The 21,387-nt window shown below is 69.1% G+C and carries 22 protein-coding genes; 11 read left to right on the forward strand and 11 right to left on the reverse strand.

From position 1 onward, the window contains the following. Positions 1–15 precede the first annotated feature (15 nt). Positions 16–801 (forward strand): nucleotidyltransferase family protein, encoded by a 786-nt coding sequence (locus ACUTR7_RS07080; RefSeq protein WP_445608450.1) that lies wholly within the window; start codon positions 16–18, stop codon positions 799–801. 132 nt (positions 802–933) lie between these two features. Next, a complete protein-coding gene (locus ACUTR7_RS07085) occupies positions 934–1,770 on the forward strand; it encodes a sulfite exporter TauE/SafE family protein (RefSeq protein ID WP_043825425.1) in 837 nt (278 codons plus the stop codon). Between the two features lie 56 nt (positions 1,771–1,826). Here the strand turns inward: ACUTR7_RS07085 and fba are convergent, their stop codons facing one another. The 3 genes from fba to ACUTR7_RS07100 all read right to left on the reverse strand — a co-directional run bounded on the left by fba (position 1,827) and on the right by ACUTR7_RS07100 (position 5,101). After that, a complete protein-coding gene (fba, locus tag ACUTR7_RS07090; RefSeq protein WP_013804528.1) occupies positions 1,827–2,891 on the reverse strand; it encodes a class II fructose-bisphosphate aldolase in 1,065 nt (354 codons plus the stop codon). A 129-nt stretch (positions 2,892–3,020) separates the two neighbouring features. Next, positions 3,021–4,406: an ATP-binding protein gene (locus ACUTR7_RS07095; RefSeq protein ID WP_445608451.1), complete on the reverse strand. Its 1,386-nt coding sequence runs from the start codon at positions 4,404–4,406 to the stop codon at positions 3,021–3,023. Continuing rightward, entirely contained in the window at positions 4,403–5,101 is a 699-nt protein-coding gene (locus tag ACUTR7_RS07100; RefSeq protein ID WP_445608452.1) for a response regulator transcription factor, read from the reverse strand. The genes ACUTR7_RS07095 and ACUTR7_RS07100 overlap by 4 nt, the downstream gene beginning before the upstream one ends. A 93-nt stretch (positions 5,102–5,194) precedes the next feature. Here ACUTR7_RS07100 and ACUTR7_RS07105 point away from each other — a divergent pair, with 93 nt between their 5' ends. Next, entirely contained in the window at positions 5,195–5,971 is a 777-nt protein-coding gene (locus ACUTR7_RS07105) for a phosphatase PAP2 family protein (RefSeq protein ID WP_445608453.1), read from the forward strand. A gap of 12 nt (positions 5,972–5,983) precedes the next feature. Beyond that, complete coding sequence (locus tag ACUTR7_RS07110; RefSeq protein WP_034389851.1) at positions 5,984–6,553, forward strand: phosphatase PAP2 family protein; 570 nt, start codon at positions 5,984–5,986, stop codon at positions 6,551–6,553. Positions 6,554–6,629: 76 nt separating this feature from the next. Here ACUTR7_RS07110 and pyk read toward each other — a convergent pair whose 3' ends face one another. Beyond that, on the reverse strand, positions 6,630–8,066 hold the full coding sequence (pyk, locus tag ACUTR7_RS07115) for a pyruvate kinase (protein WP_012202862.1): 1,437 nt from the start codon (positions 8,064–8,066) through the stop codon (positions 6,630–6,632). A 373-nt stretch (positions 8,067–8,439) separates the two neighbouring features. Between pyk and ACUTR7_RS07120 the strand changes: the two genes are divergently transcribed. From ACUTR7_RS07120 to ACUTR7_RS07130, 3 genes are all read left to right on the forward strand, one after another. Then, positions 8,440–9,423, forward strand: coding sequence for a cyclase family protein (locus ACUTR7_RS07120; protein WP_216293716.1), 984 nt, complete (start codon positions 8,440–8,442; stop codon positions 9,421–9,423). Continuing rightward, the gene (locus tag ACUTR7_RS07125) at positions 9,420–11,081 is read left to right on the forward strand and encodes an AMP-binding protein (protein WP_216293715.1); all 1,662 of its coding nucleotides are present in this window, start codon (positions 9,420–9,422) and stop codon (positions 11,079–11,081) included. The genes ACUTR7_RS07120 and ACUTR7_RS07125 overlap by 4 nt, the downstream gene beginning before the upstream one ends. 189 nt (positions 11,082–11,270) lie before the next feature. Further along, the gene (locus ACUTR7_RS07130) at positions 11,271–12,536 is read left to right on the forward strand and encodes a TIGR03118 family protein (protein WP_445608454.1); all 1,266 of its coding nucleotides are present in this window, start codon (positions 11,271–11,273) and stop codon (positions 12,534–12,536) included. A gap of 2 nt (positions 12,537–12,538) precedes the next feature. Here ACUTR7_RS07130 and ACUTR7_RS07135 read toward each other — a convergent pair whose 3' ends face one another. From ACUTR7_RS07135 to ACUTR7_RS07150, 4 genes are all read right to left on the reverse strand, one after another. Then, positions 12,539–13,357, reverse strand: coding sequence for a hypothetical protein (locus tag ACUTR7_RS07135; protein WP_012202858.1), 819 nt, complete (start codon positions 13,355–13,357; stop codon positions 12,539–12,541). Next, complete coding sequence (locus ACUTR7_RS07140; protein WP_043825414.1) at positions 13,350–14,732, reverse strand: aminopeptidase P N-terminal domain-containing protein; 1,383 nt, start codon at positions 14,730–14,732, stop codon at positions 13,350–13,352. The genes ACUTR7_RS07135 and ACUTR7_RS07140 overlap by 8 nt, the downstream gene beginning before the upstream one ends. Before the next feature lie 100 nt (positions 14,733–14,832). Beyond that, positions 14,833–15,363: a rhodanese family protein gene (locus tag ACUTR7_RS07145; RefSeq protein WP_088165822.1), complete on the reverse strand. Its 531-nt coding sequence runs from the start codon at positions 15,361–15,363 to the stop codon at positions 14,833–14,835. Positions 15,364–15,390: 27 nt separating this feature from the next. Next, complete coding sequence (locus ACUTR7_RS07150; protein ID WP_012202855.1) at positions 15,391–15,708, reverse strand: ArsR/SmtB family transcription factor; 318 nt, start codon at positions 15,706–15,708, stop codon at positions 15,391–15,393. A gap of 85 nt (positions 15,709–15,793) precedes the next feature. Here ACUTR7_RS07150 and ACUTR7_RS07155 point away from each other — a divergent pair, with 85 nt between their 5' ends. Continuing rightward, a complete protein-coding gene (locus tag ACUTR7_RS07155) occupies positions 15,794–16,690 on the forward strand; it encodes an MBL fold metallo-hydrolase (RefSeq protein WP_216293712.1) in 897 nt (298 codons plus the stop codon). Between the two features lie 56 nt (positions 16,691–16,746). Beyond that, positions 16,747–17,157: an OsmC family protein gene (locus ACUTR7_RS07160; protein WP_065346860.1), complete on the forward strand. Its 411-nt coding sequence runs from the start codon at positions 16,747–16,749 to the stop codon at positions 17,155–17,157. Positions 17,158–17,239: 82 nt separating this feature from the next. On the opposite strand, the gene ACUTR7_RS07165 is transcribed toward ACUTR7_RS07160, so the two are convergent. Further along, positions 17,240–17,536, reverse strand: coding sequence for a hypothetical protein (locus ACUTR7_RS07165; RefSeq protein ID WP_012202852.1), 297 nt, complete (start codon positions 17,534–17,536; stop codon positions 17,240–17,242). Between the two features lie 191 nt (positions 17,537–17,727). On the opposite strand from ACUTR7_RS07165, the gene ACUTR7_RS07170 reads away from it, so the two are divergent. Next, a complete protein-coding gene (locus ACUTR7_RS07170; protein ID WP_445608455.1) occupies positions 17,728–18,681 on the forward strand; it encodes a pirin family protein in 954 nt (317 codons plus the stop codon). A 101-nt stretch (positions 18,682–18,782) separates the two neighbouring features. Here the strand turns inward: ACUTR7_RS07170 and ACUTR7_RS07175 are convergent, their stop codons facing one another. Then, on the reverse strand, positions 18,783–19,163 hold the full coding sequence (locus ACUTR7_RS07175; protein WP_012202850.1) for an HPF/RaiA family ribosome-associated protein: 381 nt from the start codon (positions 19,161–19,163) through the stop codon (positions 18,783–18,785). A gap of 372 nt (positions 19,164–19,535) precedes the next feature. Here ACUTR7_RS07175 and ACUTR7_RS07180 point away from each other — a divergent pair, with 372 nt between their 5' ends. Further along, positions 19,536–20,417 (forward strand): gamma-glutamyl-gamma-aminobutyrate hydrolase family protein, encoded by an 882-nt coding sequence (locus tag ACUTR7_RS07180; RefSeq protein ID WP_012202849.1) that lies wholly within the window; start codon positions 19,536–19,538, stop codon positions 20,415–20,417. Here the strand turns inward: ACUTR7_RS07180 and ACUTR7_RS07185 are convergent. Then, positions 20,319–21,338 carry a LysR family transcriptional regulator gene (locus ACUTR7_RS07185; RefSeq protein ID WP_445608456.1) on the reverse strand — a complete coding sequence of 340 codons (1,020 nt, stop codon included), beginning with the start codon at positions 21,336–21,338 and terminating at the stop codon, positions 20,319–20,321. The two genes, ACUTR7_RS07180 and ACUTR7_RS07185, sit on opposite strands and share 99 nt — an antisense overlap. Positions 21,339–21,387 lie beyond the last annotated feature (49 nt).

Raw genomic sequence — 21,387 nt, forward strand, 5'->3', positions numbered from 1 at the left:
CTACAGTTGCCCTCCATGACCGCCCAGCCCATCCCGCCGTTCCCCGCCGCCAAGGCGCTTTCCCTCACCGAACAGCCGCCTGCCATGCTGCTGGCCGCAGGCCGTGGCGAGCGCATGCGGCCGCTGACCGATACCTGCCCCAAGCCGCTGCTGCAGGTGCAGGGCCGGCCGCTGCTGCAGCACCACCTGCAGGCCCTTGCGCAGGCCGGCGTGCGCCGCGCCGTGGTCAACACGGGCTGGCTGGGCGAGCAGATTCCCGCGCGCTTCGGCGCGCGCTTCGCGCCCGACACAGGTGGCGAGCCGCTGCAGTTGGCCTATTCCCCCGAGCCCGAGCAGGCGCTGGAGACCGCCGGCGGCATTGCGCGCGCGCTGCCGCTGCTGGGCGATGTGTTCTGGCTGGCGGCCGGCGACGTCTACGCGCCCGACTTCGATTTTCCGTTCGAGGCCGCCCGGGAATTCGCGGCCAGCGGCCGCCTGGCCCATCTGTGGCTGGTGCCCAACCCCGAGCACCATCGGCGTGGCGACTTCGGCGTGGACGAACTGGGCCTGGCCTGCGACTGGCCCGAGGGCGATGCCCGCCCGCGCCAGACCTACGGCACCATTGCGCTGCTGCGCGCCGAGCTGTTTGCCGCGCCCTGGTGCGACATCCCGCCCGGCAACCCCGAGGGATGGCGCGTGCCGCTGGTACTGCTGCTGCGCCGCGCCATGGCGGCCGGCCAGGTGGGGGCCAGCCTGTACACGGGCCGCTGGACCGACGTGGGCACGCCCGAGCGGCTGGAACGCCTCAACGCGCCGGGCTGATACACCGCGCGTCTGTGAGTGCGGCCTGGCGATCGGCGGCTTGGCGCCCTGCCTCCTGCGCCTGCAGGCAGCGGCGGGCGCTTCGTGATAGCGTCGCCGGTTCGGCGCAGCGGCGCGCCAGAAAGCCTTTCGATGAGCGTGATCCAGTATGTGATGTTCCTGGCCCTGGTGGGCCTGGCGACGTTTTGCCAGAACCTGACGGGCTTTGCCTTCGGGCTGATCTTCGTGGGCGTGGCCGGTGCCACGCACCTGATGGGCATTGGCGATGCGGCCAACGTGGCCTGCCTGCTGTCCGTGGTCAACGGCGTGGCCTACCTGCGCGCCCACCGCCAGGTGCCGCAGTGGACGCTGCTCAAGCCCATGCTGATCAGCAGCGTCATCGGCGTGATCGGCGGCGTGCTGCTGCTGCAGTGGCTCAGCGGCAATGCGCTGAGCGGGCTGCGCATGCTGCTGGGCCTGGCCATCGTGGCCTGCGCGCTGTTGCTGTTGCTGCAAAAGCAGGTCAACGCGCAGGTGTCGGGGCCGGTGTCGCTGTGGGTGGCCGGTGTGGCATCGGGGGTGCTGGGCGGGCTGTTTGCCACGCCGGGCCCGCCCATGGTCTACCACCTGTACCGCCAGCCACTGGACCGCCTGGTGGTGCGCCAGTGTCTGTTTGCCATGTTCCTCACCTGCGCGCTGCTGCGCCTGGTGATGGTGGCCTGGGAGGGCGAGATCACCGCCAGCGTGCTGCTGGCGGCGGCCCTGGCCTTTCCCGTGGTGACGGTGGTGACCTGGCTGCACATGCGCCATCCGCCCGCCCTGCCCAAGCGGCTGGTCGAATGGATGGTCTGCCTGCTGCTGGTGCTGTCGGGCACCAGCCTGCTGGTGTCGGGCTGGAACGCCAGCCACCCCCAGCCCGTGGTGCCCGATGACGAGATGGCCATGGCCGTGCCCCAGCGGTCCCCGGCTGCGGCCCCCGCGCCGCGCTGAAAACAAAAAAGCCCGCCGGGCGGACCGGCGGGCTTTTTTGAAGGGGAAGGAACCGATCAGTTCACGACCTGCTGCAGCGAACCGGCAGCGTACTTGGCGGCCATCTGCTCCAGCGTGTAGCCCTTGATCTTGGCGCCCTGGCCTTCGCAGCCGAACTCGATGTAGCGGGCCTTGCAGATCTGCTTGGCGGCTTCGCGGGCGGGCTTGAGCCATTCGCGGGCATCGAACTTCTCGGGGTTCTCGGCCAGGAACTTACGCACGGCGCCGGTCATCGCCAGGCGGATGTCGGTGTCGATGTTGATCTTGCGCACGCCGTGCTTGATGGCTTCCTGGATTTCCTCGACGGGCACGCCGTAGGTTTCCTTCATGGCGCCGCCGTACTGGCGGATGATTTCCAGCAGTTCCTGGGGCACGGAGGAGGAGCCGTGCATGACCAGGTGGGTGTTGGGCAGGCGCGCGTGGATTTCCTTGACGCGCTGGATGGACAGGATGTCGCCCGTGGGCTTGCGCGTGAACTTGTAGGCGCCGTGGCTGGTGCCGATGGCAATGGCCAGCGCGTCCAGCTGCGTGGCCTTGACGAACTGGGCCGCTTCCTCGGGATCGGTCAGCAGGGCCGAGTGGTCGAGCACGCCTTCGGCGCCCACGCCGTCTTCCTCGCCGGCCATGCCGGTTTCCAGCGAGCCCAGGCAGCCGAGCTCACCTTCGACGGTGGCGCCCAGCTTGTGGGCCATTTCCACGACCTTGCGGGTCACGTCCACGTTGTATTCGAAGGAGGAAGGCGTCTTGCCGTCTTCCATCAGCGAGCCGTCCATCATCACCGAGCCGAAGCCCAGGTTCAGCGCGCCCTGACAGATGGCGGGCGAGGTGCCGTGGTCCTGGTGCATGACCAGGGGGATGTGGGGATACTGCTCGGCAGCGGCCTGGATCAGGTGCTTGATGAAGGGCTCGCCAGCGTACTTGCGGGCGCCTGCGCTGGCCTGCAGGATGACGGGCGCGCCCACTTCGTCGGCGGCCGACATCACGGCTTGCACCTGCTCCAGGTTGTTGACGTTGAAGGCGGGAAGACCGTAGCCGTTTTCGGCAGCGTGGTCCAGCAGTTCGCGCATCGAAACGAGAGGCATGTGTAGGGTCCGTATCAAGTTGTTGAGAGGGGGATGCCCCTGCCGCATGGCAGCCGCCGCTGCGTCATGGGTGCGCTGCGGGGCCACGGCCGGGGAATCGCGGCAGTAACCGCTTGGTAACTGGCGATTTTAACCAGCTGCCGCCAACCCTGTCCCGGGCATTCCCATGCGGTAGCAGGACGTGAAGCCTTCGGGCGGCGCGGCCTCGCCAAAGCTTCCCTGGTGGGCGCGCAGCACGCGCGCCACGATCTCGTGGCCCAGGTGCAGGCTGTCCACGGGCGCTGCCGCGCGCTCTGCGCCATCGCGGCGGCCGTCGCTACGGCGGCCGTCGTCGCAGACCTGCAGCCAGACCTCGCCATCCGGCCCCTGCCCGGCCTGGACTTCGATCTGCGTGCCGTGCGGCGTGTGCTTGAGGGCGTTTTCCACCAGGTTGCGCAGCGCCAGCTCCAGCAGCACGGCATTGCCCATCACGCCCAGTGCCTCAGGCGCCTGCACGGACAGGCTGCAGCCGCGCTGCCAGGCCGCCTGCGCATGGGCGGCCCCCACCTGCCGGGCCAGCGCGGCCAGGTCCACGGGCACGGGCGGCTCGGCCAGCATGGCGCGGCCTGCGCGCGCCAGTGCCAGCAGCTGGCTGAGCACATGGCCGGCATGCAGCGCGTCCTGGCCTATCTGCGCCAGCGCCTGGCGCTGGGCCGGTGCGTCCATGGCACCGGCCGGCGCATCGCCCAGGGCCCGCGCCTGCAAGGCGATGGAGGCCAGCGGAGTGCGCAGTTCATGGGCCACTTCGTTGGCCAGGCTGCGCTCGCGCTCCAGCGCCTCCTGCTGGCGGTCCAGCAAGGTGTTGATGGAGTTCACCACGGGCATGAATTCCCGCAGCGCGTGGTGGTGCGAGACGCGCTCGGCCTGGGCCAGGTCCAGGCGCTCCACCTCGCGCGAGAGTTCGTTGAGCGGCCGCATGCCCCGGCGAATCGCCAGCCCCAGCGCCAGCGCCACCACGGGCAGCAGCCACAGGCCGGGCTCGACCATCTGGCCCGCAATGTCGTCGGCCAGTTCGTCGCGCTCCTGCAGCTCGATCATCACGCTGACCTTGCGCGCATGGTCGCGGCTCCACTGGGTGAAGCTGCGCCAGGCGCGGCGCTCCGGGCCCAGGCGTAGCGTGGCAAAGCCCTGCTCGGTGTCGAAGGAGGGCTCGGGCGCATCGCCCGTGCGCGAGATGAGCCGGCCCGAGCCATCCCACAGGGCCACGCTCAGCGACTGCTGGTAGTCGTGGGCCATGAGGCCGGGGGGCTCATGCACGGGCGTGGCTGCTCCCTGGCCTACGGCGCCTGCGACTTCCAGGTTGAGCACCAGCGCAGCCACGCCGGCCAGGTGGCCGTCGGTCAGCTCGTCGGCCTCGTGCACGCCGGTCTGGTAGCCCAGTGCCACGAAGCTGGCCCAGACCACGACCAGCGCGCCCAGCATCCAGGCCATCAGATGCCAGATCAGCGAGGGGCGGCGGTCCGGCGCGGTGCTCATGTGTTCTCCACGGGCAGGAAGTAGCCCACGCCACGCATGGTGACGATGCTGGCATTGCCCAGCTTCTTGCGCAGGTGGTGGATGTGGACTTCGACGGCATTGCTTTCCACGGCCGTGCCCCAGCTGTAGAGGTGCTCTTCGATCTGCTGGCGCGAGAGCACGCGCCCGCGCGCCTGCAGCAGCACCCAGAGCACGGAGAACTCGCGCGGCGACATCTCCACCAGCTTTCCGTCGCGGCGCACGGTGCGCGCGGCCGGGTCGACCTCCAGCTCGCCATGGCGGATCACGGGTGCCGCCTGCCCGCCTGCGCGGCGCAGCATGGCGCGCAGCCGCGCCTCCAGCTCGTCGATGTCGAAGGGCTTGACCAGGTAGTCGTCGGCACCCAGGTCCAGCCCGGCGATGCGCTCGCGCACCTGGTCGCGCGCGGTCAGGATGAGCACGGGCGTGTTGGGGTCCGGCAGGGCCTTGCTGTCGCCACCCGGGCGGCGCGGGCCCCGCAGGCGGCGCAGGATTTCGCTGCCGTCGCCATCGGGCAGGCCCAGGTCCAGCAGCACGGCGTCGAAGCGCTCCATCTCCAGCGCATGCCAGGCCTCGGCCACGGTGGTGCAGACATCGACCGCATAGCGGCGCTGTTGCAGATTGGCCTGCAGGCCTGCGGCAATGCCCGCGTTGTCTTCGACGACCAGTATTCGCATGCGCGCATTGTGCAATGGCCGCTGCCGGCTGCGGCGCCAGACGATGGCCGCACGCCGGGACATGCGTTAAGACGGGTTTAAGCCGCGCTTCTCATGCTGCCGGCCATGCCGACACCTGAACCCCGAGATTTCTCCGCAGCCCCCGCGCAGGGCCCCTCCTTCAAAAGCACCCTGCTGTGGACCCTGGCGGCCCTGGCCGTGGTCCTGGCCTGGGATGCCAGCGCCCTGGACCTGGCCATGGCCCGCTGGTTTGGCGACGCCGATGGCTTTGCGCTGCGTTCGGACTGGTTCTTCGTGAACATCGCCCACGAAGGCGCACGCCGCCTGGCCTGGCTGGTGGTGCTGGGCCTGACGCTGTGCGTCTGGCGGCCCGTGGGCCCGCTGCGTCTGCTGCCCCATGGGCGGCGCGTGCAGCTGGTGGCGGGCATCTTGCTGTCGCTGGCCCTGATCTCGCTGCTCAAGTACACCAGCGCGACCAGTTGCCCCTGGGACCTGGCCGAGTTCGGCGGTGTGGCGCGCCATGTCTCGCACTGGTCGCTGGGCCTGGCCGACGGCGGGCCGGGCCGCTGCTTTCCCGCAGGCCATGCCTCGGCGGGCTTCGCCTTTTTGGCCGGCTATTTCGCGCTGCGCCGCCATGCACCGCGCGCAGCCTGGATCTGGCTGGCCGTCTCGCTGGCCGCAGGCCTGTCGATGGGCCTGGCCCAGCAGATGCGCGGCGCCCATTTCATGAGCCACACGCTGTGGACCGGCTGGCTGTGCTGGACGGCGGGCTGGCTTTTCGACCTGGCGGTCACGCGTGCGCTGCGCACCCGGGACGGCGCGCCTGACTCCCTGTGGCCCGCCGCCAGCCTTCCGCCTTCCGCACCCTGATCGAGCATTGCCATGCTGCCCCTGGACCCCGCCCTGTTCACGCTGCTGAACGCCAACGCGCAAACGCCCGCCATCTCGATCGAGGCGGCGCGCGCCATCTCGTCCTGGCTTCCCTCGCTGTGCGCCCTTCCCGTGATGGCCGGGCTGCTGCGCGGCTCGCCCGCCCTGCGCCGCACGCTGGTGCTGGCCCTGCTGTCCATGCTGGCCGCCTGGGCCGTGGCGCGGCTGATCCGCTGGGGCTTTCCTGCGCCGCGTCCTGCCCAGCTGGGCATGGGCGTGCAATGGGTGGAACACGCGCTGCGGTCCAGCTTTCCGAGCATGCACGCCACGGGCGCCTTTGCCCTGGCCCAGGCGCTGACCCTGGGCTGCACGCGCCACCGCCGCTGGGTCATGGTGTCCGCCTGGTCGCTGGCCCTGGGCATGGCCTGGAGCCGCGTGCACCTGGGCGTGCACTTCCCGTCCGATGTGGTCGGCGGCGCCATCGTGGGCATCTGCAGCGCCACCCTGGTCTGGCATGCCGCGCTGTGGCGCCGCCGTGCAGGCGGACCGCTGCTGGCACGCCTGGGCTCAGGCACGCTCTGAAACAAAAAACCCGGGAAGGCCTGTGGGCCTGTCCCGGGTCGGGTTCAATCACTGACGCGCAGCGGATGCGTGCGCATCAGTTCACACGACATATCTTCAGCATGTTCGTGCCACCGGGCTGGCCCATGGGCTCGCCGCAGGTGATGGCATAGACATCGCCGCTTTGCACGATGTTGCGCGCGCGCAGATGGCCTTCGGCCTGGTCCAGCGCGGTGTCGCGGTCGGCGCTGGTGTCCATGAGCAGGGGGCGCACGTTGCGGTACATGGCCATCTTGCGCTGCGTGGAGATCTTGGGCGTGAGCGCGTAGATGGGGATGTGGATGCGGTGGCGGCTCATCCACAGCGCGGTGGAGCCGCTGTCCGTCATGGCGACGATGGCCTTGGCACCCAGGTGGTGGGCCGTGAACAGCGCGCCGATGGCGATCGACTGGTCGATGCGCGAGAACTGGCGGCCGGTGAACTCGGCATCGCTGTCCGGGTCTTCGGCGGCTTCTGCGGCAGCGCAGATCTTGGCCATTTCCTGCACGGTCTCCAGCGGGTACTTGCCGGCGGCGGTCTCGGCGCTGAGCATGACGGCGTCCGTGCCGTCCAGCACGGCGTTGGCCACGTCGCTGACCTCGGCGCGCGTGGGCACGGGGTTGGTGATCATGCTTTCCATCATCTGCGTGGCGGTGATCACGAACTTGTCCATGTCGCGCGCCATGCGGATCATCTTCTTTTGCAGCGCGGGCACGGCCGCGTTGCCCACTTCCACGGCCAGGTCGCCACGGGCGACCATGATGCCGTCGGAGACATGCAGGATCTCTTCCAGGCGCGGAATGGCCTCGGCACGCTCGATCTTGGCGATCAGGCCGGGCTTGTGGCCGTACTGGGCCGCAGCCACGTTGCACAGCTGGCGCGCCATCTCCATGTCGGTGGCGTTCTTGGGAAAGCTCACGGCCACGTAGTCGGCCTGGAAGCTCATGGCGGTCTTGATGTCCTCCATGTCCTTGGCCGTCAGCGCCGGGGCCGTCAGGCCGCCGCCCTGCTTGTTGATGCCCTTGTTGTTGGACAGCTCGCCGCCCAGCTTCACGGTGGTGTGCACCTCGTCGCCGCGCACATGGTCCACGGTGAGCACGATCAGGCCGTCGTTGAGCAGCAGCACATCGCCGGGCTTCACGTCGCGCGGCAGCTCCTTGTAGTCCAGGCCCACGCCGCCCAGGTCGCCGGGCGCTGTGCGCGATGCGTCGAGCACGAAGCGCGCGCCGGGCTCCAGCATGACCTTGCCTTCGGCGAACTTGCCGACGCGGATCTTGGGGCCCTGCAGGTCGGCCATGATGGCCACCTCGCGGCCTGCGCGCTGGGCCGCCTCGCGCACCATGGTGGCACGGTCGATGTGGTCCTGCGCCTTGCCGTGGCTGAAATTCAGGCGCACCACGTTGACGCCTTCACGCACCATCTGTTCCAGCAGTTGCGGGTCGCTGGAAGCGGGGCCCAGGGTGGCGACGATCTTGGTGGCACGGCGGACTTGCATGGAATGTCTCTCGCTCAGGGTTTGTAATCGGGTTTCAATTCTCACACGAATGCGGTTACATGAAGGCAACATTCCGGCATGTGGCCAGGGGCTGAAAGCCAGGCCCCAGGCACCCCGCAGATCGCGCAGGCGCGGCACGCAGCGCATCGCAAAGCACCGTGGCGCCTGGCCTTTGCCGCTATGGGTTTTGATGCTGCAGCGCAGCATCGCCGGCGCAGGCACGCCGCCATGCCTGCCGCCTGTGAAAGCAGTTTTGCCCGGGACGTTCGCAATGCCTGCCGCCCGCGTGTCGAACCCGCGACAGCCTCGCGCCCCTCCTGGCGTTTGAATGCCCTGCGCGCCTTGTTCGACAAACCAACGACAGGAGACAGACATGGGACATGCTCACGACCATGGACATACGCACGACGACGCCCCGCTGATGGAGGATCTGCTCAGGAAGACCCCCAGCAACTGGGGCCGCTGGGGACCCGACGACGAGGTCGGGGCGCTGAACTTCCTCACGCCCGCCGAGGTGCTGCGCGGCGTGTCCCACATCCGCTCGGGCGAGACGTTCACGCTGCAGCGGCTGATCGGCGACCCGCGCGGCGATCCGGTCTGGCCCGGTCGCACACCGGCCGAGCGCACCATGGTGTTTGACGAGTCCAGCTGGGACGGCCCCGATGCACCCCGGTTCCCCGGCGGCCTGCACTATGCCGATGACAAGCTGGACGCCTTCCTGCAGGGATCGACCCAGTACGACGCGCTGGGCCATGTCTGGTACGGCGGGCGCATCTGGAATGGCTATGACGCACGCACCACCATCGGCGGGCTGGACAAGGCCAGCGTGGAGGCGCTGGGCGCGCGCGGCATCGTGGGGCGCGGCGTGCTGCTGGACATGGCGCGCCACCGCGGCAAGGCAGCGCTGGAGCGTGCCGAGACCTTCACGCACGAAGACCTGATGGCCTGCGCCAAGGCCCAGGGGCACACCATAGAAAAGCACGACATCCTGATCGTGCGCACCAATTTCCTGTCGGGCTTCTACGAAGACCAGGCGAGCTTCTACAACGACTTCTGCGAGCCCGGCCTGACCTACTCGCCCGAACTCGTGGACTGGTTCCATGCGATGGAGATCCCCAACCTGGTCACCGACACCATCGCCAACGAAGTCACCATGGACCCCGTGCACGGCGTGGCCCTGCCGCTGCACTGCGCGCTGATGCGCAACCTGGGCGTGACGCTGACCGAGATCTGCGACCTGGAGGCCCTGGCCGACAGCTGCGCGCACGACGGCCGCTACACCTTTCTGTACGTGGCCGCGCCGCTGAAGATCCACCGCGCCACGGGCTCGCCCGTCAATCCCGTGGTGATCAAATGAGCGCGGCCCCATCGCACGACAGGCCCTGGCTGGGCCTTTACGCGCCGGGCCAGCCGGCCGAGATGCGGCCGCAGTTCAGCAGCATGCTCGACCTGTTCGAAGCCTCGCTGGCTGCGGCACCCGGCTGCGCCATCGTGCGCTACTTCGACGGCGGACTGAACCTGCGCGAACTCGACCAGGCCGCCAGCGCGCTGGCCCATGCGCTGCAGGCGCGGGGCTTTGCGGCCGGCGACCGGCTGGCCCTCTATACGCAGAACAATCCGGCCTTCGTCATCGGCCTGGTGGCGGCCTGGAAGCTGGGCGGTATCGCCGTGCCGGTCAATCCCATGAACCGTCAGCGCGAGCTGCACTACATCCTGCACAACGCGGGCGCCCAGGCCCTGCTGTGCCTGGACCAGCTGTACCTGGACGTGGCCCGCGAAGTGCATGCGGCCGGCGGCCTGCCGCTGGCCACCGTGGTCACCACATCGGCGCTGGACTGGCAGACGCGCGGCGATGCGCGCGTGCTCGGCGACGGTCCGCGCCTGCCCGTGGCCGATGGCACGCTGGACCTGCTTGCGCTGGTGCAGGCTGGCGGCCAGCCCGCGCCGCTGGCGCGCCGGCCCTCGGCGGACGATACGGCCGTGATCACCTACACATCGGGCACCACGGGCCAGCCCAAGGGCGCCATGAACACGCACGGCAACCTGGCCTTCAACGCCCAGACCTACCGCGACTGGATAGGCATCACGGCGGACGACAGCGTGCTGGGCCTGGCGCCGCTGTTCCACATCACCGGCCTGGTCGGCCATGTGGCCCTGGCCCTGCTGGTGCCCTGCCCGCTGGTGCTCAGCCACCGCTTCCATCCCGCGACCATGCTCGAATCCATGCGCGAGCACCGGCCCAGCTTCACCATCGGCGCCATCACCGCCTTCGTGGCGCTGATGAACCACCCGGGCGTCTCGCGCGAGGATTTCCGCAGCTTCAAGGCCTTGTACTCGGGCGGCGCGCCCATTGCGCCGGCCGTGATCCAGGCCTTCGAGCAGCTGTCGGGCCTGGCCATCCACAACGCCTTCGGCATGACCGAGACCTGCTCGCCCACGCACTTCGTGCCGCTGGGCGCGCGGGCGCCGGTGGACCCGGCATCGGGTGCGCTGTCCATCGGCGTGCCGGTCTATGGCACGGTGGTGCGCATCATCGACGACCAGCACCGCGAGGCCGCGCCGGGCGAGATCGGCGAGATCGTCTCGGCCGGCCCGCAGATCATGTCCGGCTACTGGAACCTGCCCGAAGCCACGGCCGACGCCATGTTCGAGGGCGGGCTGCGCACGGGCGACGTGGGCTTCATGGACGAGCGCGGCTGGTTCTACCTGGTGGACCGCAAGAAGGACATGATCAACGCCGCCGGCTACAAGGTCTGGCCGCGCGAGGTCGAGGACGTGCTCTACACCCATCCCGCCGTGCGCGAGGCCGCCGTCATCGGCGTGCCAGACGACTACCGGGGCGAGACCGTCAAGGCCGTGGTCTCGCTGAAAGCGGGCCGGCAGGCCGCGCCCGAGGAACTCATCGCCCATTGCAAGGCGCACATGGCTGCCTACAAGGTGCCGCGCATCGTCGAGCTGCGCGAGGAACTGCCCAAGACCGTGACCGGAAAGATTCTGCGCAGGCAGCTGCGCTGAGTCCTCCTGCATCGCTCTGCAGAATCAGACGGGGCCGCATTGACCCGGCAGGCGGCCCCTCCCTAGCATCGCCTGTTCATATCTGCGGCCCCCGGGTTCGCAGGCAGCAGCCAGAACATCCGGTGCCCCTTGGTTTCGCATGCTCAGCCAACCCGTCCACCGCTTTGCCATGCCACCAGAAAATCCAACATGCTCGACCGGAGACATTTTGTTCTGAGCGCCCTCGCCTCCTCGGCGCTGACCGCCTGCGGCGGCGGCGCACCCGCCAACCGCTACCTCCAGACACCCCTGCTCGCCAGCCATGCTGGCTACGGCGCGCGCTTCACGGAACCCGACTTCGTCAACGGCTGGGGCATTGCCATCCGCCCGGCCGGCGCAGGCGGCCATTTCTGGATTGGCGGCGGTGGCACTTCCTGGCAATTCCTGGGTGACGTCTCGCGCTCGTCCGAGCCAAGCCTGCGCACACTGCGCCAGGACGGCCTTCGCAAGGTGGCCGTGCCTCAGTCGGACTCCCGCATCGACGACGGCAGCGCAGGCAAGGTCACTGGCGTGGTCTACCACGGCGCGCCCCTGGAATCCCACCTGTTCCGCGTGCGCAGCCAGCCCGCAGGCGGGCGCCTGCTCGACGGCGCGGCGCGCTTCGTCTTCGTGACCGACAGCGGCAGCGTCAGCGCCTGGACCGAGCGCGACGCCGAGACGGGCGCCATCGTGCGCGTGGACGGCCCAGCCGTCGAGGTCTTCGATGGCACGGGCCGGGGCATGGCCTTCTTCGGCGCGGCCCTGCATACGGGCCGCTGGGACCGTCTGTGGCTGGCCGATTTCGGCGACCAGCCTCAGATCCGCACACTGGACGCGCAGTGGCAGCTCACCCCCACCCAGGGCTTCGTCAACCCCTTCGCCAGCGGCCCTGCCGGCGTTGCCAGACCTGGCGATCCCGTGCCGTTCAACATCCAGGTTGTCAACGACGGCTCAAGAGACCGCGTCTTCGTGCTCTACGCCATGAGCCAGCCTGACCCCGAGGACGCCAGCGCCTTCTTCGCGGGTGAGGAAGATGCCATGGATGCAGAGCGCGAGGCCGCAACCGGCAACCGCCCCGCGCGCGGCAAGCTGGTCGAGTTCGATCTGGACGGCCGCCTGCAGCGGATCTATTCAGACGATGGCAGGCTCAACGCGCCCTGGGGCGTGGCCATCGCACCGCCCGACTTCGGGCCGCTATCGGGCCGGTTGCTGGTGGGCAACTTCGGCGGCGCGGGCCGCATCTGCGCCTTCGACCTGGACAGCGGCAGCTACGTGGACGAGCTGCGCGATGGCCAGGATCGCCCGGTCGCCATACCGGGCCTCTGGGCGCTGCAGTTCGGCAACGGCGTGGCCCTGGGCGACAGCAATGCCCTGTACTTCGCGGCCGGCCCCAAGGATGAGACCGAAGGCTTGTTCGGCTCGCTGAGGTTTGGCTAGAGTCACACCAGCCCGTGCGAGAGCAGATAGGTGATCGCATGGGCCACCATGGCCGCCTCCAGGCCATAGCGCCAGAACAGGAAGCCGCCCACGGCGCCGTGGACGATTTCGAACAGCAGCAGCTGCAGCACCAGCCCGTCCGACAGGCCGCCCCAGGTACCCCAGGCCAGCGCCAGCTGCAGCAAGCCCCAGAGCAGGGCCGACAGCATCACCGACCACCAGCCCAGCATCCAGCCCGGGCGGCGGTCGGTGCGCCCGCTCAGCCGCCACAGCAGCCACATCACCAGCGTCATGCCGCCCAGGCGCATCACCAGCTCGGCCGTGATGCCCGCGTACAGGATCTTGGCGCCCAGCGGCATGGCGTAGACGGGGTCGATCAGGGTCAGGTCGTCGGGCCAGGCCAGGGCCAGGGTCACCAGCCAGGCCGCGCCGACCACGCCGCCGGCCAGCCCCGGCAACGTGAGGTAGCGCACGGCGCGCTGGGGCGAACGCCCGGCCACCCAGGTGGTCAGCAGCGGTGCGGACAGGCCCAGCCTTGGCCCCAGCCACACCCCGACGCCCACGGGCAGGGCCAGCAGCGCGGCCATCACGCCAATGCCGGCCAGCGGCGTGGCCAGCGGCTCCACGGGCAGGCCCAGCAGGCGCATCCAGTCGGGCAGCACGAACCAGGCCATGGCCGCCACGCCGGGCAGGCCCAGCAGCCAGAGCACCGTGAAGATGCGCCAGCTCAGCCGTGGCAGCGCGGGCGGGACATAGGCCGATGGGGCGGGCATGAGGGTGGACACGGGGCCGGTGGTGGGCAGGCTGGCGTTGTCAGTCACGCATCAAGGCTTCTATCTCGTCGGGCTCCACGGGCACGCCGCGCGTGATCAGCTCGCAGCCCGTCTCGGTGACGATGGCATCGTCCTCGATGCGGATGCCGATGTTGTGGAACTGCTCGGGCACGCCGGCCGCAGGGCGTACGTAGATGCCCGGCTCGATGGTGGTGCACATTCCCGGGCGCAGGATGCGGCTGGGGCGGTTGGTGATGGTCTCGCCCGACAGCGGGTCCTTGCGCTCGTGCGACTGGCCCAGCTCCGAGGGCTCCACATAGCTGCCGCAGTCGTGCACGTCCATGCCCAGCCAGTGGCCCGTGCGGTGCATGTAGAACTGGAAGAAGGCGCGCTGCTCGATCACGTCCTGGGCGTTGCCATAGACCTTTCTGTCCAGCAGGCCCAGGTCCAGCATGCCCTGCGCCAGCACGGCCACGGTGGCGTCGTGCGGATCGTTGAAACGCGCGCCGGCGCGCGTGGCCGCCACGGCGGCCTTCTGGCTTTCCAGCACCAGCTCGTAGAGCGCGCGCTGCGGGCCGGTGAAGCGGCCATCGGCGGGGAAGGTGCGCGTGATGTCGCTGGCGTAGCCGTCGAGCTCGCAGCCCGCGTCGATCAGCACCAGCTCGCCCGCATGCACGGGCGCCTTGTCGGCCTGGTAGTGCAGCACGCAGGCGTTGGCGCCGGCCGCCACGATGGAGCCGTAGGCCACGTACTGCGAGCCCTGCTGGCGGAATTCATGCAGCAACTCGGCGTCCAGGTGGTATTCGCGCACCTCCTGGCCTGCGCGCAGCATGCGTGCCGAGCGCTGCATGGCACGGATATGGGCCTGGGCGCTGATGGCGGCGGCGCGGCGCATGATGTCCTGCTCATGCGCGTCCTTGACCAGGCGCATCTCGTCCAGCAGCGTGCACAGGTCGCCCTGCTCGGCCGGGCACAGCGCGCCGAAGCGCACGCGCGCGCGCACCTGGCCCAGCCAGCCTTCCACGCGCACGGCCAGGCCTTCATGCGTGGCGAACGGATACCAGAGGCGGCCCCGGTTCTCCAGCAGGCGGGGCAGGCGCGTATCGATCTCGGCGCTGGAGAACGCCTGGCTCACGCCCAGCGTGGCCACGGCGGCCTCGGGGCCCAGGCGGATGCCGTCCCAGATTTCGCGCTCCAGGTCCTTGGGCTGGCAGAACAGCACGCTGGTGCCGTCGGCGGCCAGCACCAGGCAGGCATTGGGCTCGGCAAAGCCGGTCAGGTAGTAGAAGTAGCTGTCGTGGCGGTACAGGTAGCCGGTGTCCCGGTTGCGCTGGCGCTCGGGAGCGGTGGGAATGATGGCGATGCCGCCAGCGCCCAACTGGGCGGCCAAGCGTGCGCGGCGTTGAGCGTAAACAGATGTCATACAGCTATCGTACTGCCGTCCGGGGTTCTCCACAGTCCCCTGAACAGGGGAACTTGGGGGTCGGACATCAGGCGTCAGGCTGGATTCAGTGCAGGCGCCGTCACTGCCCCAGGGCGCGCCGGTTCCAGGGCGCCTTCATCAGAACGCGCGCCAATCCGCAAAAGCCCGTGGCACCGGCCACGATCAGGCCGCAGCCCACGAAGGCCGACAGCAGGTGCCACCACGGGGACACCGTGGCGCCGAGCACGGCGCCCAGCAGCGCCAGCCCGCCCGCGCCCAGTTGCACCTGGCGCTGCAGCTCCAGCGGCTGGCGGCTGTCGCGCAGCACGGGCAGGCCTTGTGCCTTCCAGGCGTCCAGGCCGCCGTCGAGCACATGGCCGGCACAGCCGGGCGGCAAGGCTGCCGCCAGGGCCTGGGCGTTGAGACGCGTGCGGTGGCCGGAGCGGCAGTGAAACACCACGGCGGCGGGCGCGCCGGCCAGGGCTCCCGCCGCCAGGCGGTCCATGGGCAAGCTGCGGGCGCCGCCTATGCGTTCGCGCGCATGTTCGTCCGGCGCGCGGATGTCGATGAGCCAGGCGCCCTGCTCCTGCATCTGGCGGGCGGCTTGGGAGGAGACGGAGGAAAGGGACATGGATCAGCTCCTTGGGAACAGAGGATTTCAGGCGCAGAAGATGCTCTTGAGCGTGGCCACCAGCTTTTGCACATCGGGATTGGCGATGCGGTAGTACAGCGTCTGCGACTCGCGGCGGTAGGCGACCAGACCCTCTTCGCGCATGCGGGCCAGATGCTGGGACAGGGCCGACTGGCTCAGCGGGATCTGCTGCAGCAATTCGCCCACGGACAGCTCGCCATGCTCGATCAGCAGGCACAGCACCAGCAGGCGCCTCTCGTTGCCCACGGCGCGCAGCAGCGCGGCGGCACGTGCAGCGCCCTGCTGCAAAAAGGCCTGTTCGGGAGATAGCGTCGGTTCGGTCATGGTTTATCAAGAACAATCTAATTTAGCAAATTCTAATATAATTGCCGACAGGCTGCACACGAGCCATCGAACCAGGAGTGCCTCCATGACATCACCGCTGCGCATTGCACCGTTCTTCGACGCCAACACCCACACCGTGACCTACCTGGCCTGGGACGCGGACACGGCCGAGGCCGCCGTCATCGACCCCGTGCTCGACTACGACCACGCCAGCGGCCAGGCCCACACCGGCTCGGCCGATGCCGTGCTGGACGCCGCGCAGGCCCAGGGCCTGCGAGTGCGCTGGATCCTGGAAACCCATGCCCATGCCGATCACCTCAGCGCGGCCCCGTACCTGCGCGAGCGCACGGGCGCCCCGATTGCCGTGGGCGAGCACATCCGCGAGGTGCAGCGCATCTTCCGCTCCGTCTTCAACCTGCCCGCGTCCGGCGGCAACCAGCCCTTCGACCGGCTGCTGGCCGACGGCGACAGCCTGCCGCTGGGCGGGCTGCGCATCGAGGTGATGCACACGCCCGGCCATACGCCGGCCTGCGTGTCCTACCGCGTCGCGGACGCGGTCTTCGTGGGCGATACGCTGTTCATGCCCGACTACGGCACGGCGCGTGCCGACTTCCCCGGCGGCGACGCGGGCACGCTGTTCCGCTCCATTCAGCGCCTGCTGGCCCTGCCGCCCGCAACGCGGTTGTTCATGTGCCATGACTACAAGGCGCCGGGCCGCGACCGCCATGCCTGGGAAACCACGGTGGACGCGCAACGCGCCGGCAATGTGCATGTGCACACGGGCGTGGACGAGGCAAGCTTCGTGGCCATGCGCAACCAGCGAGACGCCACGCTGTCCGCGCCCGCCCTGCTGCTGCCCGCCATCCAGGTCAACATGCACGCAGGCCATTGGCCTGCGGCCGAGGCCAATGGTGTGCACTACCTCAAAATCCCGCTGCGCATGAAGCACCGGCCCCAGGCAGCGGACGCGAAGCAGGCGTAGAGTCGTCCGTTGCCTCTCCCACCCCTCTTGCGACACCCCAGGACAAAGGACCTTCCATGATCCACAGCGCCCACGCCACCAGCACGGACACCCCCTATCGCGTCACGCTTGGCGACCCCCAAGGCCACCGCTGGCATGTGGACGAGCCTGCGGACAAGGGCGGCGGCGACACGGCGCCCAACCCGCTGCAGCTGCTGCTGTCGGCCCTGGGCGCCTGCACCACGGTCACGCTGCAGATGTACGCGGCGCGCAAGCAGTGGAAGCTGGAGCAGGTGGACGTGCAACTGCGCCTGAACCCCGAAGGCACACCCGCCAGCGGCAACCTGATCGAGCGCCAGATCACGCTGCAAGGCGCGCTGGACGACGAGCAGCGCCAGCGCCTGCTGCAGGTGGCCGAGGCCTGCCCCGTGCACAAGCTGCTGGCCGGCGAGGTGCACATCCAGACCGCGCTGCAGCTGCCGGCCTGAGCCCGGGCCGGGCTACCATGCAAAAAGCCCTGCAGCTGTCAGGCCGCAGGGCTTTTGGGAGTGGATGGGGACATGGCCGGCGTCAGGCTTGGCTGACCTCGATCTCCCCGGTATCGACATAGAGCTCGAACTCGCGCTTGGCCAGCGACACGGTGATCGGCTGCTCGTCCTGGGTCCAGGACAGCACATAGCTTCCAATGGCCGTGGCCACCTGCACACGGGTGCCGCGCGGAATGTCTTCCAGGGGGCCGTCGCCTACCCGGTGCTGCACATTGCCGGTGACCGTGGCTTCGAACTTCTCGGGGAATCGCTGGACTTCCACGGCGCTCTGGACCGCCTCTTCAGCGGCTTCGGCTTGCGTCTGTACGGATGTATTCATGGCGTTTTCTCCTGTAAGAGTGAGGCCGGCGCCCGCCAAAATGGCGGGCGCCGGTCCGTTCTTCGAATGTAAACAATGTTCCTGAGAACGCGCTGTCAGCGAACAGGCCCAATCCATGCGAGCCGCGTTTGCCTGCTGCGCCGCCCTGCACGACACTGGTGGCTTCCCCCACGAAACAGGCCGATCCGACCATGTCCGACACGTCCCAGCCCCAGTCCCAGCCCCAGCACCTGCCCACCCGCACCGCCGATGTGGGCGGCATTCCCATCCAGCGCGCCATTCCCCAGCGCGCCCTGCGCAAGGTCGGCGCCTGGTGCTTTCTCGACCACGCCGGTCCTGCCGACCCCGCGCCACCGGGCATGCAGGTCGGCCCGCATCCGCACATCGGCCTGCAGACCTTCACCTGGATGATCCGCGGCGAAGTGCTGCACCGCGACAGCCTGGGCCACACCCAGATCATCCGCCCCGGCCAGGTCAACCTGATGACGGCCGGCCACGGCATCGCCCACTCCGAGGAAAGCCAGACCCCTTCTCACATCCACGCCGCGCAGCTGTGGATTGCGCTGCCCGAGTCGCACCGCAACGGTCCGCCGCGCTTCCAGCACTACCCCGAGCTGCCCAGGACCACGGTGGGCGACTTCACGGCCACGGTGCTGGCCGGCGAAGCGCTGGGCCTGACGTCGCCGGCCGAGGTGCACACGCCCCTGATGAGCGTGGACCTGCATGCGGACAGCGCGGGCAATGGCAATGCCGTCGCCACGCTGCCGCTGCGCGCCGATTTCGAGCATGCCGTGCTCAGCCTGGAAGGCAGCGTGAGCGTGAACGGCCAGCCCCTGCCGGTGGAGGAACTGCTCTACCTGCCCCTGGGCACGGCCTCGGTCGCCATCGAGACCACGCCTGGCAGCCGCCTGCTGGTCATTGGCGGCGAGCCCATGGATGAAGCCATTTTGCTGTGGTGGAACTTCGTGGCCCGCACCAGCGAGGAGATCGCCGAGGCCCGCGCGCAATGGGAAGCGGAGGCCGGTCAGAATGCGCAGGCCCTGCCCGCAGGTGCGGCGCGCCGCTTCGGGCCGCCGCTGGCATCGCCCCTGAAGCCGCTGCATGCGCCTTCGCTGGACGGCGTGGTGCTGCGCGCCTCGCGCTGAACACGCTTGCTGCGGCGATCGACCTGCAGCCATGGCCCTGCCCAACCAAAAGGCGCCCCGAATGGGGCGCCTTGCCGTTTGTGTTGCGGGAATTTCGAGGGTCAGGCCGGGCTGGCCGCATCCACCTCGGTGCCGTCTTCCACGCCGCGAACGCTCTCGCGGCCGTTCTTGTCCTTGAGCTTGCCCAGGTCGGTCTCCACGGCCCGCTTCAGCTTTTCAATGGCCGCGTTGAAGGCATCCTTGACCTTTTCAGCCTCGGCGTTCACGGCGATCGGCGGGCGGCCATTGGCCCGGGTCTCCAGAACGCAGCGCTTGCCGGGAGCGCCGGAGGTCTTGAGCGCATCGACGCCGGTGAGGAAAACCTCCACGCGTACCACGTAGTCCTTGAACCTCGCCAGCTTGGCGTTGATCTCTTCCTGCGCCCATTGCGCCAAGGACTCGCCACCCTGGATCGAATCGTCGGCATGAACCTGAACTTGCATGCATATCCTCCTAGTCGCCAAAAGCCGCACCACCGGCGCGGCGGGGTTGTCGGGGCCATTGATGAACTGGCGAATCCATCGTAACGCCATGCGGGCTGCCTGCACAGCAAGTCGCACCCTGCGTCGTCAGGTTTTTCGCGCTGCAGCATCCGCAGCCCCAACCCCTGCCTACAGGCTACACCCGCAGGCGGGGCGCCTGCACGAATGGACGGAAAAAGCTTGAGATGCCTCAAGACAACTCTTGCATTCACCTACACCTATTTGCAGTGATGGCCCTGCGCCGGTCGCGGGCGTTCAACCCCTTCCTACAGGTCGCAGGCACGATTGGGCTTACAACGTGACCATCAGGACTTTCCCCTTGCCCACCACCCCATGAGCCCACTTGCCTCACGCCGCCTCAAGATCGGCCTTTCGGCCTGTTTCTCCCATGCGGACCCGCAGCGTCCGCTTTTCACGGGCAAGACGCTGCAGTACGTGGAGCAATCGATAGCGCACTGGATCATGTCGGCCGGCGCCATGGTGGTGATGGTGCCCTGCCCCACAGGCGAGACCGCGCGCGGCGACGTGACGCTGGAGCACTATGCCGAATGGCTGGACGGCGTGGTCATGCACGGCGGCGCCGATGTCTGGCCCGGCAGCTATGGCGAGGAACCCATGCGCCCCGAATGGCTGGGCGACCGCGTGCGCGACCTCTACGACCTGGCCGTGGTCGAGGCGTTTTCCCAGGCCGGCAAGCCCATCTTCGGCGTCTGCCGCGGTCTGCAGCTGATCAACGTGGCCTTCGGCGGAACGCTCTACCAGGACATCGAGACCCAGGTGCCCGGCTCGCAGCTGCACCGCAATCCCACCGAGTACGACCGCCACTACCACGACATCGCCATCGTGCCCGGCAGCCGGCTGGAGGCGCTGTACCCCACGCTGGACCGCGCACGCGTGAACAGCATCCACCACCAGGGCATCAAGGACGTGGCGCCCGAGTTCGATGTGGAGGCATGGAGCCTGCCCGACCGCATTCCCGAGGCCATCTTCCGCAAGCCCGGCACGCTCAAGAGCTATATCGCGGCCACGCAGTGGCACCCCGAATTCCAGTTCCGCAACCCGGACACCAGCACGCTGGATGACAGCGTGCTGCTGCGCGACTTCCTGGCCGCCTGCTCACGCGCCCGCGTGAGCCCGGCCGTGAGCCACAGCCCCTTCCAGATCCGCAACCGCGCCGCGCGCCTGCTGCGCCGCGCCTTGCTTCGCAGGCATTGACGGCCCGGCGCCGCCAAGCGCCTGCGCCACCACCTGCTGCAACTGCCCGCGCAGCCACGCATGGGCTGGATCGGCCTGGTGGCGCGTATGCCAGATCATGAACATGGGCAGCGGCGGGCAGTCCACGGGCACGACAAAGCTGGCCAGCGATGACAGGGCCGTGCGGCCCAGCAGCGACGGCGCCGTCGCCAGCAGCGGCGTGCCGCGCACAAAGGCGGCCAGCGCCGCAAAGCCCGGCACGCGCACGGCAAAGCGGCGCTCCAGCCCGCGCGCCTGCAGTTGCAGGTCCAGGTCCAGCGCCTGGCGGTCGGCATAGGCCACGGTGGCGTGGTCGGCCTGCAGATAGTCGGCCAGGCTGGCCGGCGGCCGTCGCACGGCGCTGTCATAGAAGACTGCGTACTCATCGCTGAACAGGCGCTTTTGCACGATGTCCGTGGCATCGGGCGGGCGCGGGCTGATGGCCAGCAGGCAGGCGTCCGAGCGCAGCAGTTCGGCATCCGGCGCGCCGCTGTCGATCACGCGCAGCATGGCTGCGGGCGCTTGCGTGCGCAGGCGCCGGGCCAGCGCGGGCAGCAGCAACTCGCGCTGCAGGTCGTTGGCGGCAATGGTGATCTCGGCACGCCAGTGCGCGGGGTCAAAGCTGGGCCCCTGGCCGAACTGCTGCATCTGCCGCAGCAGCTCGCGCGCCGGGGCCTGCAGCGCCAGCGCATGGGCCGTGGGCGCAATGCCCCGCCCCTGCCGCACGAACAATCTGTCGCCCGTGATGGCGCGCAGCTTGTCCAGCAGATGGCTGACGGCCGACTGCGTCACGCCCAGGCGCTGCGCCGCCGCCGTGACGCTGCCGGTCTCCAGCACGGCCAGCAGCAGTTGCAGCAGCCGGCCGTCCAGCTGCGATCCATCGATTTGTCTCATGCATTCCATGATTGGCCGCCGCTTTATCTTTGGCAACGCGGGCCGGACACTGCGGCTG

The organism is Delftia sp. NA_296.1 (assembly GCF_052692095.1).

Excerpts from the sequence above, each read along its gene's own strand:
- ACUTR7_RS07120 (WP_216293716.1), top strand. The coding sequence starts at position 8,440 with ATGGGACATGCTCACGACCATGGACATACGCACGACGACGCCCCGCTG.
- ACUTR7_RS07125 (WP_216293715.1), top strand. The coding sequence starts at position 9,420 with ATGAGCGCGGCCCCATCGCACGACAGGCCCTGGCTGGGCCTTTACGCG.
- ACUTR7_RS07170 (WP_445608455.1), top strand. The coding sequence starts at position 17,728 with ATGTCCGACACGTCCCAGCCCCAGTCCCAGCCCCAGCACCTGCCCACC.
- pyk (WP_012202862.1), bottom strand. The coding sequence starts at position 8,066 with ATGCAAGTCCGCCGTGCCACCAAGATCGTCGCCACCCTGGGCCCCGCT.
- ACUTR7_RS07100 (WP_445608452.1), bottom strand. The coding sequence starts at position 5,101 with ATGCGAATACTGGTCGTCGAAGACAACGCGGGCATTGCCGCAGGCCTG.
- ACUTR7_RS07160 (WP_065346860.1), top strand. The coding sequence starts at position 16,747 with ATGATCCACAGCGCCCACGCCACCAGCACGGACACCCCCTATCGCGTC.
- ACUTR7_RS07130 (WP_445608454.1), top strand. The coding sequence starts at position 11,271 with ATGCTCGACCGGAGACATTTTGTTCTGAGCGCCCTCGCCTCCTCGGCG.
- ACUTR7_RS07105 (WP_445608453.1), top strand. The coding sequence starts at position 5,195 with ATGCTGCCGGCCATGCCGACACCTGAACCCCGAGATTTCTCCGCAGCC.
- ACUTR7_RS07140 (WP_043825414.1), bottom strand. The coding sequence starts at position 14,732 with ATGACATCTGTTTACGCTCAACGCCGCGCACGCTTGGCCGCCCAGTTG.
- ACUTR7_RS07165 (WP_012202852.1), bottom strand. The coding sequence starts at position 17,536 with ATGAATACATCCGTACAGACGCAAGCCGAAGCCGCTGAAGAGGCGGTC.
- ACUTR7_RS07110 (WP_034389851.1), top strand. The coding sequence starts at position 5,984 with ATGCTGCCCCTGGACCCCGCCCTGTTCACGCTGCTGAACGCCAACGCG.
- ACUTR7_RS07145 (WP_088165822.1), bottom strand. The coding sequence starts at position 15,363 with ATGTCCCTTTCCTCCGTCTCCTCCCAAGCCGCCCGCCAGATGCAGGAG.
- ACUTR7_RS07180 (WP_012202849.1), top strand. The coding sequence starts at position 19,536 with ATGAGCCCACTTGCCTCACGCCGCCTCAAGATCGGCCTTTCGGCCTGT.
- ACUTR7_RS07080 (WP_445608450.1), top strand. The coding sequence starts at position 16 with ATGACCGCCCAGCCCATCCCGCCGTTCCCCGCCGCCAAGGCGCTTTCC.
- ACUTR7_RS07150 (WP_012202855.1), bottom strand. The coding sequence starts at position 15,708 with ATGACCGAACCGACGCTATCTCCCGAACAGGCCTTTTTGCAGCAGGGC.
- ACUTR7_RS07085 (WP_043825425.1), top strand. The coding sequence starts at position 934 with ATGAGCGTGATCCAGTATGTGATGTTCCTGGCCCTGGTGGGCCTGGCG.
- ACUTR7_RS07095 (WP_445608451.1), bottom strand. The coding sequence starts at position 4,406 with ATGAGCACCGCGCCGGACCGCCGCCCCTCGCTGATCTGGCATCTGATG.
- ACUTR7_RS07175 (WP_012202850.1), bottom strand. The coding sequence starts at position 19,163 with ATGCAAGTTCAGGTTCATGCCGACGATTCGATCCAGGGTGGCGAGTCC.
- ACUTR7_RS07185 (WP_445608456.1), bottom strand. The coding sequence starts at position 21,338 with ATGGAATGCATGAGACAAATCGATGGATCGCAGCTGGACGGCCGGCTG.
- fba (WP_013804528.1), bottom strand. The coding sequence starts at position 2,891 with ATGCCTCTCGTTTCGATGCGCGAACTGCTGGACCACGCTGCCGAAAAC.
- ACUTR7_RS07155 (WP_216293712.1), top strand. The coding sequence starts at position 15,794 with ATGACATCACCGCTGCGCATTGCACCGTTCTTCGACGCCAACACCCAC.